Source organism: Sphingomonas sp. CFBP 8760, assembly GCF_014841615.1.
Taxonomy (GTDB): Bacteria; Pseudomonadota; Alphaproteobacteria; order Sphingomonadales; family Sphingomonadaceae; genus Sphingomonas.
Genome location: NZ_JACYUG010000007.1, coordinates 1 through 15,935, shown reverse-complemented (window position 1 = coordinate 15,935; position 15,935 = coordinate 1). Strand labels below are relative to the sequence as shown.

At 69.3% G+C, this 15,935-nt stretch carries 14 protein-coding genes and 1 tRNA gene; 4 read left to right on the top strand and 11 right to left on the bottom strand.

Annotated elements, in window-relative coordinates:
* Positions 1–44: 44 nt before the first annotated feature.
* Entirely contained in the window at positions 45–2,546 is a 2,502-nt protein-coding gene (locus IFT82_RS21195) for a glycosyl hydrolase 115 family protein (protein WP_274602236.1), read from the bottom strand.
* Between the two features lie 108 nt (positions 2,547–2,654).
* Positions 2,655–4,463 carry a glycoside hydrolase family 15 protein gene (locus IFT82_RS10545; RefSeq protein ID WP_342355095.1) on the bottom strand — a complete coding sequence of 603 codons (1,809 nt, stop codon included), beginning with the start codon at positions 4,461–4,463 and terminating at the stop codon, positions 2,655–2,657.
* A 124-nt stretch (positions 4,464–4,587) separates the two neighbouring features.
* On the opposite strand from IFT82_RS10545, the gene IFT82_RS10540 reads away from it, so the two are divergent.
* Both IFT82_RS10540 and IFT82_RS10535 read left to right on the top strand, forming a co-directional pair.
* On the top strand, positions 4,588–5,721 hold the full coding sequence (locus tag IFT82_RS10540; protein WP_192126462.1) for a Gfo/Idh/MocA family protein: 1,134 nt from the start codon (positions 4,588–4,590) through the stop codon (positions 5,719–5,721).
* A 103-nt stretch (positions 5,722–5,824) separates the two neighbouring features.
* Positions 5,825–6,091 (top strand): hypothetical protein, encoded by a 267-nt coding sequence (locus IFT82_RS10535; RefSeq protein WP_192126460.1) that lies wholly within the window; start codon positions 5,825–5,827, stop codon positions 6,089–6,091.
* A gap of 22 nt (positions 6,092–6,113) precedes the next feature.
* Here IFT82_RS10535 and IFT82_RS10530 read toward each other — a convergent pair whose 3' ends face one another.
* The 6 genes from IFT82_RS10530 to IFT82_RS10505 all read right to left on the bottom strand — a co-directional run bounded on the left by IFT82_RS10530 (position 6,114) and on the right by IFT82_RS10505 (position 8,774).
* Positions 6,114–6,410 carry a hypothetical protein gene (locus IFT82_RS10530; RefSeq protein WP_192126458.1) on the bottom strand — a complete coding sequence of 99 codons (297 nt, stop codon included), beginning with the start codon at positions 6,408–6,410 and terminating at the stop codon, positions 6,114–6,116.
* A gap of 22 nt (positions 6,411–6,432) precedes the next feature.
* Complete coding sequence (locus tag IFT82_RS10525; RefSeq protein WP_207105778.1) at positions 6,433–6,888, bottom strand: hypothetical protein; 456 nt, start codon at positions 6,886–6,888, stop codon at positions 6,433–6,435.
* Between the two features lie 32 nt (positions 6,889–6,920).
* Positions 6,921–7,268, bottom strand: a complete 348-nt coding sequence (locus tag IFT82_RS10520) for a hypothetical protein (protein ID WP_192126454.1) — start codon at positions 7,266–7,268, stop codon at positions 6,921–6,923.
* A 2-nt stretch (positions 7,269–7,270) separates the two neighbouring features.
* Positions 7,271–7,807, bottom strand: a complete 537-nt coding sequence (locus IFT82_RS10515) for a helix-turn-helix domain-containing protein (protein ID WP_192126452.1) — start codon at positions 7,805–7,807, stop codon at positions 7,271–7,273.
* Between the two features lie 15 nt (positions 7,808–7,822).
* Positions 7,823–7,966, bottom strand: a complete 144-nt coding sequence (locus IFT82_RS10510) for a hypothetical protein (protein WP_192126450.1) — start codon at positions 7,964–7,966, stop codon at positions 7,823–7,825.
* A gap of 541 nt (positions 7,967–8,507) precedes the next feature.
* Positions 8,508–8,774, bottom strand: coding sequence for a hypothetical protein (locus IFT82_RS10505; protein WP_192126448.1), 267 nt, complete (start codon positions 8,772–8,774; stop codon positions 8,508–8,510).
* Between the two features lie 567 nt (positions 8,775–9,341).
* Here IFT82_RS10505 and IFT82_RS21330 point away from each other — a divergent pair.
* Positions 9,342–10,397 (top strand): diguanylate cyclase domain-containing protein, encoded by a 1,056-nt coding sequence (locus IFT82_RS21330; RefSeq protein WP_207105777.1) that lies wholly within the window; start codon positions 9,342–9,344, stop codon positions 10,395–10,397.
* A 149-nt stretch (positions 10,398–10,546) separates the two neighbouring features.
* On the opposite strand, the gene IFT82_RS10495 is transcribed toward IFT82_RS21330, so the two are convergent.
* A tRNA-Gly gene (locus tag IFT82_RS10495) sits at positions 10,547–10,620 on the bottom strand.
* A gap of 235 nt (positions 10,621–10,855) precedes the next feature.
* On the opposite strand from IFT82_RS10495, the gene IFT82_RS10490 reads away from it, so the two are divergent.
* Positions 10,856–12,742 carry a DUF885 domain-containing protein gene (locus IFT82_RS10490; RefSeq protein ID WP_342355094.1) on the top strand — a complete coding sequence of 629 codons (1,887 nt, stop codon included), beginning with the start codon at positions 10,856–10,858 and terminating at the stop codon, positions 12,740–12,742.
* A 72-nt stretch (positions 12,743–12,814) separates the two neighbouring features.
* Here IFT82_RS10490 and IFT82_RS10485 read toward each other — a convergent pair whose 3' ends face one another.
* Together IFT82_RS10485 and IFT82_RS10480 are read right to left on the bottom strand one after the other, a co-directional pair.
* Entirely contained in the window at positions 12,815–14,539 is a 1,725-nt protein-coding gene (locus IFT82_RS10485) for a DEAD/DEAH box helicase (protein WP_192126442.1), read from the bottom strand.
* A gap of 65 nt (positions 14,540–14,604) precedes the next feature.
* Positions 14,605–15,771: an NAD(P)/FAD-dependent oxidoreductase gene (locus IFT82_RS10480; protein WP_192126440.1), complete on the bottom strand. Its 1,167-nt coding sequence runs from the start codon at positions 15,769–15,771 to the stop codon at positions 14,605–14,607.
* Positions 15,772–15,935 lie beyond the last annotated feature (164 nt).

The window sequence follows — 15,935 nt, the reverse complement described above, 5'->3', positions numbered from 1 at the left end:
CAGGCCGGGACGGGCGCGGCATGACGGTGGGGGCGGGCGGGGCGTCAGTGGGTCGGTGTCGCCGCATTGGTGAGGGGCGGCGTCACGGTCAGGCGGTCGAGCATCAGCCCCTCGTCCGGGGTGGCGATGGTCAGGCGGTGGCGGCCGGGGGTGAGGGGGCCGAGGGGGACGGACACGAGATTGTCGAGGACGCCCGCCGACCAAGCGGCGTCGCCGGCGTGGCGCGGCACCGCGATCGTGCGCGGGGTGCCGTCGAGCGTGACGGTCAGGCGGAAATCGGTGCGGGCGGTGCCGGGGAAGGTCGGGACCAACTGGATGGCCAGCGTGCCGGCGCGATCGGTGTCGAGCGTCCAGCCGATCGGGGTGCCGGCGCCCGATGCCAGCATCGCGCCGGTGCCGCGCCCCAGACCGGGGACGAAGCGCCAGCCCTTCGCCGCGACGCTTTCCGCCTCGACCACCGATGTCGTCGCGGGCGGGGCGGGGGGTGCCGCCGGGGCGGCCGGGTCGGCGAGGCCGGGGGCGGGGAGGGCGACGGGGGGCAGGCGATAGCCGGGCCACTGGTTGTCCGCCGGCTCCTCCGCCATGATGTGCCGCCACTTGCCGCCGGCGATTTCGTTGTTGAAGCGGCGGGTGAGTGATGTGACCAACGCGTCGGCGGCACGGGCATCGGCGGCGGCGCGACGGGCGTGGAGCGGACGGCTGTCGGCCCAGGCGGCGTAGCGTTCGGCCGAGAAGTAACGGCGGTTGGCGGCGGCGGCGGCGCGGACCGGATAGGCGACCAGTTCGAAGAACGCGTCGCGTGCGTCCGGGGCGATCCCCGGTTCGATCCGGTCGAGATCGGCGACCAGCGCATCGAACGCGGCGAGGCGCGCGTCGATCGCGGCCGGCGCGAGCGGGCTGGGACGCGGGCGCTGGCCGGGCAGGCCGTAATGGAGATGTTCGGGCCGGCGTTCGAGGTTCAGGCGATACCAGCGGTCCATCAGGTCGGCGATCGGGGGAGCAGCGGCTGCGCCGAAGCTGCGCGTCGCCCAGTCGTGCAGGAAATCGCGCTGGGTCTGCGCGCGGGCGGTATCGACGTTCCATGCCATGGCGAGGAAGGCGGTGATGCCGATCTCCGCCGGTTTCACGTCGCCGACATTGGCGATCCAGACGGTGCGCGCGCCATGATCCCAGGCGCGCCCCATCTCGCTGCGGATCAGCGCGGGCGGGGTGGTGCCGAGCCACAGATAGGAGAGCGGCGCCCCCAGATAGGAGAGGTGGTAATAGACCCCCGAGCCGCCACCGCGCCGCCGCTCGGCGGCATCGGGGAACTGGCGGATATAGCCGAAATTGTCGTCGGGCCACACCAGCGTGACGTCGTCCGGCACCTTCAGCCCGGCGCGGTAGAGGTCGAGCACCTCCTTGTAGGGGACGAACATCTGCGGCACCCGCTCGACCGCCGGATCGACATGCGCGGCGAGCATCGCGCGCTGGTCCGCGAAGACCTGCGTCAGAAGCGCGATCTTGCCGGCGGGGGTCTCCGCGCCGACGATGCCGGAATCGTGGATGCCGCGCATCCCCAACGTCCACAGGCTTTCGTAACGGCCGTTGGCGCGGACCCTTTCCTCCCAATAGCGCGATACGCCGGCGCGGTTGGTGGCGTAGTTGAAGCGGTCGGCCGCGTCGGTCCATTCGCCGACATTGTCGCGCAGCATCGGTTCGGCGTGCGACGATCCCATCACGATGCCGTAGTCGTCGGCCAGTTTCGCGTGGGCGGGGTTCCGGTTGAAGGGCGCGCTGACGCGGTGCATCGCCGGCCACAGCGTGTTCGCCTTCAGCCGCAGCATCAGGTCGAACAGGCGTTCGTAGGTCTTGGCGCCGATGCCGCCCTGTTCCGGCTCGAAGGTGCGTGCCGCCCAGGGGTGGAGGCCCCAGTCCTCGTCGTTGAGGAAGATGCCGCGATACCGGACCGAGGGCGGGCCGAACCGGTGCGTGCCGGGCGCGACGTACAGCGCGGGGCGGCGGCGGGCGGGCACGTCCGCCCACCAGTGCCACGGCGACACGCCGATCGCCTCGCTGAGTTCGTACGCGCCGAACGCGGTGCCGCGCCGGTCGCTGCCCGCGATCACCAGCGCGACGGGCACGCCGGGGGCGGGGCGGCGGACGATGGTGATGACGAAGCTTTCCCATGCCCCGGTCAGGCGGCGGGCATCGAGCTTGCCGGTGCGGACGAGGCGGTCGATCACGGCGTTGCGGCCGAGCGTGCCGAGGATGATCGGCGGCGTGATCGGTGACTGGGCGGGCGTCTGGCCGGCGAGCGGCGCGGCGGCGGTGGTGATGCCGGTGACGGTGGCGATGTCGCGCGCCAGCCCCTGCGCGGCATGGACGACGACGGGGTGGTCGGCGGGGTCGTAGAGGACGGGGGCGGCGATACCGTTCGCCGCGATCGTCAGCCCGCCGCGCACCGGACGATCGCCGACCAGATCGGCGGCGATGGCGGGCGAGGCGGGGAACAGGGCCAGCAGCGTCAGGGCCAGCAGCGTCAGGGCCAGCAGCGTCAGGGTCAATCGCCGGATGATCGTCATACCGCTCCGCTTTCCGGCCCAGTCTCTGGCCCCGTCTTCGTTATGACGGTGTAGGCAGGACCGGCGCGATCGTACACCCATGCTGTCCCATCACAATGCCCGCCCGGCCAGCGTCGCGATCGCCTGGATGATCGCGAGATGCGTCAAGCCCTGCGGGGTGTTGCCGAGAAAGGCGTGCGTCTTTGGATCGATCATCTCGGCATAGGTGCCGACGCCGTGGCCATCCAGCGTCGCCATCGCCGCCTGGAACATCGCGGTGGCGCGGTCCTGCTGGCCGAGCAGCGCGCGCGCCTCCGCCACCCAGAAGGTGCAGGCGATGAAGCAGCCCTCCTCCTTGTCGGCGCCGGTATAGCGGTAGTGGAAGGCGCCCGCGCCCAGTTCGCGGTCGATCGCGTCGAGCGTGCGCGACAGCCGGTCCTGCCCGTCGAAGCGGAACCGCACCGCCAGCGCGACGCTGGCGTCGAGGCGGTCGGTATCGGGGTGCATCAGATAGGCGCCGCGCTTTTCCGACCAGCAATGCTCGCCGATCCACGCCGCGATCCGGTCGCGCTCGCGCATCCAGCGTTCGCGGCAGGTGGAGGGCATCTGCCCGGCATCGACCAGTTCGATCGCGCGCTGCAACGCCTGCCAGCAACTGATCTTGGACATGGTGTAATGCTGCGGGTCCTCCAGTTCCCAGATGCCGGCATCCTTCAGCCGCCAGCGATCGGCGCATTCGTCGGCCAGATGCGACAGCGTCTCCGCGCTGACCGGATCGAGGACGTTGCCGCATGCGACGAAACGGCCCGCGGTCTCGAAGATGTCGCCATAGATGCCGTGCTGATGCTGGTCGCCGGCCAGATTGCCCATCACCACCGGCTGCGATCCTCGCCAGCCGGGCACGTCGACCTCGGTCGGCGGCGGCACGTGGCGGCCGTCGAGCGTGTAGCAGACCTGCGGCTGGCCGTCGCCCAGCCGCTTCAGCAGCCAGGTGAAGGCCGACTTCGCCTCCCCCCACGCACCGATCCGCAGGAATGCCTTGATCGAATAGCCCGCGTCGCGAATCCAGGCGTAGCGATAGTCCCAGTTCTTCGGGCCGCCGATCCTCTCGGGCAGCGAGCTGGTGGCGGCGGCGGCGATCGCGCCGGTGGGCGAGTAGAGCAGCAGTTTCAGCGCCAGCGCGCTGCGCACCAGTTCGTCGCGATACGCGCCGTCATGATGCAGCCGGGCCGACCAGTCGCGCCATTCGCGGTCGGACAGGTCGATGCGTTCGTCGATCTCCGCGATCGGGGGGACGATCAGCGGCTCGTCCTCCCCCGCCACGATCGCCAGCGTCGCGCGCTCGCCCGCCGTCACGGTGACGGTGGCGGCGATCTCGGTGTCGTCCATCCGGTCGACGCGGACATTGTCGCTGCGCAGGAACAGCCCCAGGACATGGCCGACATGGAACAGGTCGTGATGGCCGGCGCGCGACATGTACGGGTTGACGGTATCCGCCTGGCGGCTGAACCGCAGCGTGACGAGGAAGGTGACGCTGCCTTCCACCCCCTCCACCCGGCGGGCCAGTTCGGCCCAGGGCAGGCGGCCGGCGGTGCCGCTGTTGAGCGATTCGACCAGCGTGGCGGTGCCGCCTTCGGTGACGAAGCGGGTTTCCAGCACGTTGCTGTCCGGCCGGTAGCGGCGCTCCACGTGGAACGGCGCATCGGGCGTGATCGCGAACCGGCCGCCCTCGTCCGCGCCCAGCAGCCGGTCGAACAGCGGCGGCGAATCCATGTTGGGCACGCACCACCAGTCGATCGATCCGTCCGATCCGCAGAGCGCGATGCCGCGCCCGTCGCCGAGCGCGCCGTAATCCTCGATCGGCAGATAGCCGGCGGCGTCGCGGCGGGGAGGGCAGTGCTGTCGGGGGGAAGTGGTCACGCAGGCTCCGGCGATGAGGGATGCGGGATGAACGCCGGCGCGGCCCCGCCGGCTCCGGCGGCAGGGAGAGAAAGCGGAGGCAGGGCGTTGGGGCACGAAACCCCGACATGGCAGGAGTACAGGCATGAGCATCGCATCGGCATTCGGATTCGGCGGCAAGAAGGTGCGCTACGCCGTCGTCGGCCTCGGCGATATCGCGCAGGCATCGATGCTGCCCGGCATCAAGCACACCGGCAATTCCGAACTGGTCGCGCTCGTCACCGGCGACCCGGAAAAGGCGCGCAAGGTCGCCGACCAGTACGGCGTCGAGGATACCTACAGCTACGAGCAGTTCGGCGCGATGCTGGCATCGGGCAAGGTCGATGCGATCTACCTCGCCACCCCCAACTGGCGCCACGCCGAATTCGCGATCCCCGCGCTGGAGGCGGGCATCCACGTGCTGTGCGAGAAGCCGCTGGAAGTGTCGGTCGCGCAGGGCGAGGCGATCCGGGCGGCGGCGCAGGCTTCCTCGGCGAAGCTGATGACCGCGTACCGGCTGCATTTCGAGCCGGGCACGCTGGATGCGATCGGGAAGATCCGCGATGGCCAGCTGGGCGATCTGGTCGCCTTCACCTCGTGCTTCGGGCAGATGGTCGACCCCGACAACCACCGTACCGAGAACGGGATCGAGGCGGGGCCGCTGTTCGACATGGGGCCGTATCCGATCAACGCGATCCGTTACCTGTTCGGGGCGGAACCAGTGGAGGTCGTGTCGGCGGTGGGGGTGCGGCGTTCGCCGGCGCAGGCCGCGAATTTCGACGATACGCTGGCCGTCACGCTGCGGATGCCGGGCAACCGGCTGGCGCAGTTCACCGTCTCGTACGCGATGAACAACGTCAACAGCCTCATCATCGCGGGCACCGAAGGGTCGATCCAGATGAGCCCGGCCTACGGCTTCGGCGATCCGATCGAGCAGAACGTGACGATCGGCGAGAAGAAGAGCCATGAGAGCTTCAAGGCGACCGACCAGTTCGGCGGCGAGATGAAGTATTTCTCCGCATGCATCCTAGAGGATCGCGAGCCCGAGCCGGACGCCGAGGAAGGGCTGGCCGACCTGCGCGTGATCGAGGGGATCGTGCGCGCGCTGGAGACAGGCGAGCCGCAGACGCTGCCCCCCTTCACCCGCACCCGCCGGATCGATCCCAAGGAACAGGTGCAGACGCTGCGCTACGTGTCGCCGCCCGCCAACGAGGTCAACGCCGCCAGCCCGACCGGCTGAATGGGATTGCCGGGGGCCATCCGATGTCCGGATCGCTCCCGGCAATGACCCTGCAATCCGGTCAGGGCATTGAGAACATAGGCGGAACTCCTATCTTGGGAGCATGTCGTTCCATGCTCCCGAGACCCGTTCCGTTTCCTCCCGCGGCGAGGCATGTCCGCGCCGGTCGCTCGCCGCGACGATCGCGGCGGGGGCCAGCAGCCGGGCGGCGCTGTCGCGGATGATCGGCCGTCCCGACGGCTATCTGTCGCGCTTCATCAACGACGGCGTGCCCCGCGCGCTGCGACCCGACGAGCATCATCGGCTCGCCTCGTTCTTCGGGGTCGGCGACCGGGCGCTCGGCATCCGCGACCTGTGGTCGGCGCGCTGATCGCGCGGTCGCGGATCACGGATCAGGCGTCGGGCTGCAGATACCGCTGCATCCCACGGTAGCCGGTGTCGCTGAGCATCACATAGGCATCGGAATCGTCGTCGGCCCACCATGGCATGACCAGCCCCGCCTTGCGCAGCGCGCTGATCCAGCGGAGGCCGATGTCGTTGGTGACGCCGGCGGCGACGGCCGCCTCCAGCGACGTCACGCGGCGGCCGTGTTCGGTTTCGATGAACACCCATAGCAGGATGTCCCATGCCGGATCGGTCAGCAGTTCCGCCGGGACGAAATCCCGGCGGCGCTGTCGGTCGTCGTACATCCGGCGGGCCCGGCATCTCATACTATCTGGCATCGAATGAAGTCCAAGGTCGATCGACACCGTAGCGGACCAGCCGCCGGCGATGACGCATCGTCGCCACCAGCAACGTCAGCAGCATGGGATAGGCCCACAGTTTCAGCAGCAGGGCATAGGCCCAGCCGCCCATCGTGAGATCCAGCAGCTTGCCCAGGTGGACGATCAGGGAGGCCAGTTGCAGCGATGCCACCGCCATCGGCCAGTATCGGTTGGCATTCAGCGCGATCACGGTCAGCCCCGCGAACAGCAGGACATCGACCGCGAGCACCCCGAATTCCGCCCCCGCGAACCGCCGCGACAGCGGCGCGTAGGCGATCATCGTCGCGAAGGCGGCGGCGAACATCGCGATGGCGACGAACCGTTCGGGCTTGCCCCCGCGCCACGCGGCATAGCCGGAGACGCCCAGCTGGAGCAGCGCGAACAGGATCACGTTGGTCGTCATGTCGGCACCGTCATGCCCGCCGCCGCCGTGCGTCAAGCCGCCTCGCGGTCCACCGCGGTCAGGTGCGCGGCGTGAAGCGGGGGCTTGGGCGACATGTCGCCATAGCTGGTTTCCGGCATCCGCAGATATTCGCGGGTACGATCCAGCCCGGCATGGGCCTCCACGATCCGGCGGCGCGCCTCGAACAGCGCGGTCATCGCGGCGCCCAGGCTTTCGAACACGTCCTGACCGATCATCGCGGGCAGCCGTGCGGCGGTCCGCCCGTTCGCCATGGCGGTCGCCATGGCGCCGGCCTGCGCCAGTGCCTCGTCGATCGCCTGCTCGGTGGCCAGCAGCGGCGCTGCGATCGTGCGGGCGATGGCTTGTCGTGTATGCTGCATGTCTACATTCCCCGTGACGCTCCCGGCGGGGAGGACGCCACACCAGCGGATCGCGAATGACCATATTCATCGGTCATCCGCATGATGACCTCGGCCCCCACGACGACGAGCACGACGGCGTAGACCAAGGCGACGGCACCGCCGGCGATGATCGCCAGACGGAGCCAGCGTGATAGCGCGACCTGCCTGCCGACCGGTGCGACGTCATCTTGCTGACCGGCACGATCTAGGACCGGCGCGGGGCTGGTGGCCACTGGCGGGGATTGACCGGTCAATCGCTGGGGAGGGGCTGGCGGCGCGGCCTGGGGAGCGGGGCCGGGGGGCGGGGCGATCGCGGCGTCGCCGAGCAGGCGGGCGGCCTCCATCCGGTTGGCGGCGGCCAGTTTCCGGACCGCGTTCGACAGGTGGGTATCGACGGTGTGGGACGAGATGCCGAGGATTTCCGCGATCTGCTTCGAGGTGCGCAGTTCGCCGACCAGCCGCAGACACGCCACCTGCTGGGGTGAGAGCGTCGCGATCAGCGCCGGATCGGCGGCCATGACGGGCCCTTCACGTTACGCATCCTGACGATCGGTGCGGAGATGCATGATGGTGGCCGACAGCATCGCGCCGACGGCATATTCCTCGATCGCATCCGCCAGGGCAAGCGCCTCCAGCAGCTTGGCTTCCAGATGCCGTCGTCGTTCGTCGTCCATCACCTACACTGTCCTGCCAATGCCACGGAACCGCCGCCTTACAGCGACTTGGCCACGGGCGGGAGAGGCCGCGACATCATCGGGCGATGCCTTCGACGGATCGGAAATGGCGGTGTCGCCGGGCCGGCGCCACGGGATCGGCGGAACGGCTGTCCGTCATGGCGCGGGTGACGGAAACCCATCCCCCCGTCACAGGCTCGTGAAACCCGACGATGGCGGGGTTTCCGCCGTTTGTCGGAGAATGTCATGGAGGGCGTATCGCGGTCGCCTACGGATCGAACGGTGGACGTCGCTAACGGTCACCGCGATTCCAGCGCGCTTGAGATAGACTCTGCGGCCACCGCCGACGCCTGGCGTAAACCCGTCCGACACGATGGATATCCCCGCTGTCGGCGCCAGTTGCCCAAGGCGCGGGGTCACTTTCCGGAACGGCGCCCAGGACGCCGCGTGAACAGGGCACCGGGTGAAAGGCACCCTGCCAAACGGGCAGGGCGCCTGACATGCCGGGCGTGACGACGCGGTGCGCCGTGACGCCCTTCACCCGTCAGTTGCTGTCGGCGTCGTCATCGTCTTCGTGATCGACGATGAGGTACGTCGCGCCCGCGATGATGCCCGCGCCGATCAACAGGGGAATAAGGCTGGCGCCGCCGGCGGCACCCAGCTTGCTCGACTTCGACGTGGTCGAGCCTGCGCGCGCGGACTTGGCAACGGACAGCGTCGATGCAGCGTTAACCGGCGCAGCGCTGGCAGCAACGGGTGCCGCGACAAGCGCAAAACCGGCCGAAGCGACGGCTATATTCTTGAAAAACATGGATTTCTCCTCCTATGCAACGCACATGTTGCATGTGCGAGAACAATCCATCTGCACCGTTGTTCAACATTATTTACGGATATCGGCCGTTTGGCGCACACGATTGCTGTCCTGGCTGGCCACATCCCTGCCGCATCTTGCGCTTTGTCCAGCCCGGGGCGGGCCGCGCCGTGATCGACTTCCGCATCGGCTGGGGGACGGCGCGACATAGGCGCATGCCCGATGGTCGGCGGACGGCCACATGCCACCCGACGCCCGCCGGCGAGGGCGGACTGGGGCGCGCGCCCTGCGACGGGCTACGTCATCTAGAGCGGGATGACATCAGGTAGAACCGGATGTTCGTCATGACGGATCAATCCGATGTCATCCCGCTCTAGGGGGCGATGACGCGGGCGCTGCCCTCCGAAGCAAGGACGGTCGGCAACGCCAGTCGAGCGTTAACCTTTTGTTAGTAAATGACGGGATAGGGGTAGGCGGGGATTTGCGCTTGAGGGGGCGAGATTGTTTCGAGTGCCGGATGAGGCGACGCTTTGGTTGTGCAGCCTGATCGTCAGCCTCTGCTTCGCCGTGACGTTCGAGACCGTCGCGCGTCGTCATCGTGCCAGGCCGCACTGGCGGCTGTGGGCGCTGGCCAATCTCACATACTCGCTGGGCGTGATCGGGTTCGATCTGTCGGCCCATCCCATCGCGGTCGCGCCGGCCTTCTTCCTGTACATGCTGCTGGCCGCCGGGCCTTTGGCGACCGCCGCCGGTCTGGATGCTTTCGAGGGGCGGCGAATACCCATCGGGTGGGGAGCGGCCTTCGCGCTGCTTCCCGGCATCGCCTATGGCGTCACGCCTGCCGATCGGTTCGGTACGACGACATTGCCGCAGTTCGCGGCCGGCGCAGGACTTGCGGTATCGTTGGGCACGGCGGGTCTTTACCTGATGCTGACGCCTGCCACTAGGCTGGCGATCGCCCGCCGGATGCTGGGGCTGACCATGCTCGCAAACCTGCCGAGCTACATCAGCGCCCTCGCCCTGCCGCTGCAGCCGACCGGGCTATTCTACATCGTCGCGCACTATGCCTGGATGTCCCAGCCCGTCCTGACCCTGATCGCCAACCTGACCCTGCTGGCCATACCGATACTCCGCGCCAACGAGGAACTGCGCCGCGCCGCGCTGACCGATCCGCTGACCGGGCTGCACAACCGGGCATGGCTGGCGGCATCGGACCAGGCGTATGCGGGCAGGGGAGGCGTACTCGCCGCCCTGGATCTCGACGGATTCAAGCAGGTGAATGACGTGAACGGTCACGCTGCCGGCGACGAACTGCTGGTCCGGATCGCGGAATCGCTGCAACGATGGTGCGCACGGCACGGGGCGGATGCGGTACGACTGGGGGGCGACGAATTCCTGATCGTGATGCCCGGCGCATCCGAGCATCTCGCCGCCGATCTCCGTCGGCATGTGCATCAGGATCGGCTGGCGATCCTCGGGGTGCCGCAATGGTCCACCAGCATCGGGTTCGCCGCCTATCCCGCCGACAGCCCGTCGTTGGCCGAGGCGATGCAGGTCGCGGACAAGGCGCTCTATCAGGACAAGGCCGGCAAACGGACGCCCGCCTATGCCCGGGCGGCCTGACGACGCCGGTCCGGGGGGGGCAGCCTCCGGCTACGGCTACGCTACCACAGCGGCTTCCGACCATCTTGCGCTATCAAACACCAGCCCGCCTCACCGCAGTTTGACCGGAGAGCCTTCGACGACAACATAGCGAGAATGACGGAAAAGCGTGGAGCGGGTGAAGGGAATCGAACCCTCGTCGTAAGCTTGGGAAGCTTCTGCTCTACCATTGAGCTACACCCGCCAATCCCTTGAGGCGCATGGCCTTCGTCGGGAACGATCGCTGGCATGCCGACATCGTGTCGTCGGTCGGCCGGTCGTCGTGGGTGTCGCATAACCGAAGGGCGGGGGCGGCACAAGCGTTCGGCTTCTCGAAAACGGGGGGCGGTCGCGCGATTGCGCTGCGGGCATTTGGGTGGTGGTGCGGGCGCCGGGCGCGGTTATGCTGCGACCGGAACGGCAGCAGGGAAAGTGGCGGCGTGGATATTGGCAGGCGCGAAGTGATCGTGGGGGCAGGTGCCGTCGGCGTGGCGGCGGCGGCGACATGGCCGGCCGCGGCGGTGGCACAGGTCGGCGCCAAGGCGAAGGATGCCGGGGCGCCGGGTATGCCCATGCCGGGCGATCGGGCGGCGTCGGCGGAGCTGGCGGGTATCGCCGACGCCTTGCTGGCGGACTGGCCGGAGGCGGCGCTGTCGCTGGGGGTCGACAAGGGCGAGCGGATCGCGTTGCGCGGCCGGCTCGCCGATCGCAGCGCCGCGGCGGACCGGACGCGGGCCGGGCGCTGTGCCACGCATCTGGCGATGTTGAAGCGGATCGGCCGGCGCGGCCTGTCGCCCGCCGTGGCGATGGATGTCGACACGACCGAGGCGGCCCATGCGCTGGCCGACGAGGGATGGCGGACGATGCCGGTCGGCGAGGTCGCGGTGCTGAACCCGTCCGCCAGTTTCCGCAATTCGCCCTACCTGGTGTCGCAGCTGGGGGGCGCCTATGCCGATGTGCCCGATCTGCTGGAGAACAAGCACGAGGTGGCGGGTGCCGCCGATGCCGAAGCCTATCTGGCGCGGCTGGACCATTATGCCCGCGCGCTGGACGGCGAGACGGCGCGTATCCGCGCCGATGCCGCCGCCGGCGCGATCCCGCCGGTGCTGGTGATCGACCTGACGATGGGCCAGTTGCAGGGTATCCGCGCGACACCGGTGGCGGACTGGGCGATCGTGGCGACGTTCGCCGCCAAATGTACGAAGGCGGGGCTGCCGGCGCGCCATGCCGAACAGGCGGCGCGACTATGCGCGGCGCGGATCGCCCCGGCGCTCGACCGGCAGATCGCGGCGTTCGCGGCGATGCGGCCGGGTGCCAGCACGGTCCCCGGGCTGTGGCAGCGGCCGGGCGGGGACGGCTGGTATCGCTGGCTGGTGAAGGCCGCGACCACCACCGACGAGACGCCGGAGGCGATCCACGCGCTGGGGCTGGAGCAGAATCGCGCGATCAATGCGGAGATCGACACGCTGCTGAAGGCGCAGGGCCTGACCAGGGGGACGGTGGGCGAGCGGCTGTCGGCGCTGTCGACGCGGCCCGATCTGGTCTTCGACAACGACGATGCGGGGCGCGCGAAGCTGCTCGCCTATCTCAACGGGCGGATCGCCGATATCCGCACCCGCCTGCCGCGGGCGTTCGGGAGTCCGGTGAAGGGCAGTCTGCTGATCAAGCGGGTGCCGCCCGCGATCCAAGACGGTGCGCCCAACGGCTATGCCGGGCCGGGATCGATGGACGGGTCGCAGCCCGGCCTTTACTACATCAACCTGAAGACCACGGCGACCTGGCCGCGCTATTCGCTGCCGACCCTATGCTATCACGAGGGGCTGCCGGGCCATATCTGGCAGGGCGAGTACAGCTATCGCCTGCCGCTGATCCGGTCGCTGCTGGCGTTCAACGCCTATTCGGAAGGATGGGCGCTCTATGCCGAGCAACTGGCCAGCGAACTGGGCGTGTATGACGACGATCCGCTGGGCCGGATCGGCTATCTCCAGTCGATGAACTTCCGCGCGTGCCGGCTGGTGGTGGACACCGGGATGCACGCCAAACGCTGGACCTTCGAGCAGGCGCTGGCCTGGTTCCAGGCGGCGACGGGGATGCCCGCAGTGCAACTGACCGCCGAACTGCAACGCTATGCGGCGATGCCGGGGCAGGCCTGCGGGTACAAGATGGGCCATAACGAGATCAACCGGTTGCGCGGCAAGGCGCAGGCGGCACTGGGCGCGCGGTATGACCTGAAGGCGTTCGACGATGTGGTGCTCGGCACCGGCAACGTGCCGCTGACGCTGCTGGAACGGGTGGTGGACCGCTACGTCGCCGGGGCGCGGGTATAGGGCGCGGGGGGTAGGGCGAGCGAAAAGGGGGCCGCGCATGTCGGCCCCCTTTTCGCATCGACGCCCGCCCGATCAGCGGCGCGGCGGCGTCGGCTTGGCGCGGTAGCGGGTGCCGCCACCGGCGCCGCCCCGCGGACCGCCGCCCGCATTCGATCCGCCGGCATTGGACGGGCGACCGCGCGGGGCGCCGCGCGGCATCGACGGCGGACCGTCCGACGTGGTGATCGCGATCCCGCTCTCGTCGTCGCCACCATGCGACGACTTGGCGGCGGCGGCGGCGAAGCGCGTGGCAATCGGGCGGGGGATCTGCACGAACGTCTCGGACGGGCCGATCCGGATCGCGCCGATCTCCTCGCGCGTCACATGGCCGCGGCGGCAGAGCAGCGGCAGCAGCCAGCGCGGATCGGCATTCTGGCGACGACCGATGTCGAGCCGGAACCAGACGGTGTCGTCGAAGCCGGGACGATGCCCGTCCTCGCGCCGCTGCGGCTCGTTGGCGCCATCCGCCATCTCTTCGGGGTTGGGCATGCTGGCGCGTAGCGCGCGGACCAGCATCGCGGCGACATCCTCGGGCGACTTCGTCTCCAGCAGCCGCTGACCCAGCGCGCGATCCTCGTCGTCCAGCTCGACCGGTTCGGCCAGCTTGGTCAGCAATCGCTCGCGATCGGCGCCGCGAATGTCGTCAGCGGAGGGAACCGGCACCCAGTTCGCCGCGATCCGCGCGCCGCGCAGCATCATGTCGACGCGGCGGCGCTTCGGATAGGGGACGATCAGCATCGCGGTGCCTTTGCGCCCGGCGCGGCCGGTGCGGCCCGACCGGTGCTGCAACGTCTCCGCATCGCGCGGCAGCTCGACATGGACGACCAGGCTGAGGCCGGGCAGATCGATGCCGCGCGCCGCCACGTCGGTGGCGACGCAGACGCGGGCGCGACCGTCGCGCAGCGCCTGAAGCGCGGCGTTGCGCTCGTTCTGCGAATGCTCGCCCGACAGCGCGACCGCCGCGAATCCGCGCTCGACCAGGCTGGCGTGCAGGTGGCGGACATTGTCGCGCGTGGCGCAGAACAGCATCGCCGTCTCCGCCTCGTGGAAGCGCAGCAGGTTGACGACGGCGTGTTCGATATCGGACGGCGCAACCGCGACCGCCTGATACTCGATATCGCCATGGCCGCGATCCTCGCCCACCGTCGAGATGCGGAAGGCATCGCGCTGATAGGTCTTGGCCAGCGCGACGATCGGGCGCGGCAGCGTGGCGGAGAACATCATCGTCCGACGCTCGGTCGGGGTCGCGTCGAGAATCTGTTCCAGATCCTCGCGGAAGCCCATGTCGAGCATCTCGTCCGCCTCGTCGAGCACGGCGACGCGCAGCGAGGACAGGCGCAGGGCGCCGCGTTCCAGATGGTCGCGCAGACGGCCAGGCGTGCCGACCACGACATGCGTGCCATGGCTCAGCGCGCGGCGTTCGCGGCTGGCGTCCATGCCGCCGACGCAGGTGGCGATGCGCGCGCCGGCATACAGCCACTCCAGTTCGCGGCTGACCTGCAACGCCAGTTCGCGCGTCGGGGCGATCACCAGCGCCAGCGGCGGGCCGGCGGGCGGGAAGCTACCCTCGACCAGCAATTCGGTCGCCATGGCGAGGCCGAAGGCGACGGTCTTGCCGGAGCCGGTCTGGGCGGACACGAGCAGGTCGCGGCCGCTGGCCTCCGGGGCGATGACGGACGACTGCACGGGGGTGAGCTGGTCGTAACCACGGGCGGAAAGCGCCTCGGCAAGAGACGCGGGGAGATTATCGGGAAGCATCGAATTCCAATATGGGGGCTTTCGCCCGCCGGACCAGCGCGTATCGTGGTCGTTGGCGTATAGCCCTAAAGCGCGTTGCCTGTAGCCGATCCGCTCGCCCATGCCCATTGAAAATTGTAACCGCCCAGCCAGCCCGTAACGTCGACCGCCTCGCCGATCGCGTAAAGCCCTGGAACGCGGCGTGCTTCCATGGTGCGGGACGACAGTTCGGCGGTGCTGATTCCCCCCACCGTCACCTCCGCCTTGGCATAGCCCTCGGTGCCATCGGGGCGGAACGGCCAATGGCCGAGTCGCGCGCCGGCGGCGCGCAGCGCCTTGTCGGGGATATCGGCCAGCCGATCCGCGATCTGCAACCGGCCCGTCAGCGCGTCGGCCAGCCGGTCGGGCAGGCCGAGCGCACGGCGCAACGAGGCGCGGGGCTGGGCGCGCTTCAGGTCCACCAGCCAGTCGGCGTCGCGATCGGGGGTGAAGTCGATCGCGACCGTCTCGCCGTGCCGCCAATAGGACGACGCCTGCAGGATCGCGGGGCCGGACAGGCCACGATGGGTGAACAGCGCGGCTTCCCGGAACGCGGCCTTGCCCGCCTGCGCGACGACGGTGGCGGAGACGCCGGCCAGGTCGCGGAACAAGGCCTCGTCCGGCCCCAGCGTCAGCGGCACCAGTGCGGGGCGGGGCTCGACCAGCTTCAGGCCGAACTGCTTGGCGAGTCGATAGGAGGCGTCGGTGGCGCCGATCTTGGGGATCGACGGCCCGCCGGTCGCGATGACGAAGGCGGGGGCGGTGACGGTGCGGCCGCCGATCGCGATCCGGAAACCGGTGCCGTCATGCTCGACCATGGCCGGTTGTCCGAAGGCGCGCGCCACGCCGCCCAGTTCGCATTCGCCCATCAGCATCGCGACGATCTGGCGGGCCGATCCGTCGCAGAACAACTGGCCCAGCGTCTTCTCATGCCAGGCGATGCCGTGCCGCTCGACCAGCGCAATGAAATCGGCGGGGGTGTAGCGGCCGAGCGCGGATTTGGCGAAATGGGGGTTGGCGGACAGGAAGCGATCGGGCGCGGTGCCGGTATTGGTGAAGTTGCACCGCCCGCCACCCGAGATGACGATCTTCGCGCCAGGCTCGGCGGCATGATCGACCAGCAGGATGCGCCGCCCGCGCTGGCCGGCGACGGCGGCGCACATCATCCCGGCCGCGCCGGCACCGAGGATGATGGCATCGTAGCGGGGGGTCATGATGGACGATGGCGGTAATGCATGGCCCCGCCTACGCGCGCCCGGCCCTCTGGAAAAGCGTTGTCCCCCAACACGTCCGCCCGGAACTTTTTCGTCGCGGGGCCTAAAAAACCCTGTTGACGTAAAAATGTCATGGGGCTAGAGGGCTGTCACCGCAGCGATCG

Excerpts from the sequence above, each read along its gene's own strand:
- IFT82_RS10515 (WP_192126452.1), bottom strand. The coding sequence starts at position 7,807 with ATGGCCGCCGATCCGGCGCTGATCGCGACGCTCTCACCCCAGCAGGTG.
- IFT82_RS10535 (WP_192126460.1), top strand. The coding sequence starts at position 5,825 with ATGTCGTTCCATGCTCCCGAGACCCGTTCCGTTTCCTCCCGCGGCGAG.
- IFT82_RS10480 (WP_192126440.1), bottom strand. The coding sequence starts at position 15,771 with ATGACCCCCCGCTACGATGCCATCATCCTCGGTGCCGGCGCGGCCGGG.
- IFT82_RS10540 (WP_192126462.1), top strand. The coding sequence starts at position 4,588 with ATGAGCATCGCATCGGCATTCGGATTCGGCGGCAAGAAGGTGCGCTAC.
- IFT82_RS10505 (WP_192126448.1), bottom strand. The coding sequence starts at position 8,774 with ATGTTTTTCAAGAATATAGCCGTCGCTTCGGCCGGTTTTGCGCTTGTC.
- IFT82_RS10520 (WP_192126454.1), bottom strand. The coding sequence starts at position 7,268 with ATGCAGCATACACGACAAGCCATCGCCCGCACGATCGCAGCGCCGCTG.
- IFT82_RS10530 (WP_192126458.1), bottom strand. The coding sequence starts at position 6,410 with ATGTACGACGACCGACAGCGCCGCCGGGATTTCGTCCCGGCGGAACTG.
- IFT82_RS10525 (WP_207105778.1), bottom strand. The coding sequence starts at position 6,888 with ATGACGACCAACGTGATCCTGTTCGCGCTGCTCCAGCTGGGCGTCTCC.
- IFT82_RS10485 (WP_192126442.1), bottom strand. The coding sequence starts at position 14,539 with ATGCTTCCCGATAATCTCCCCGCGTCTCTTGCCGAGGCGCTTTCCGCC.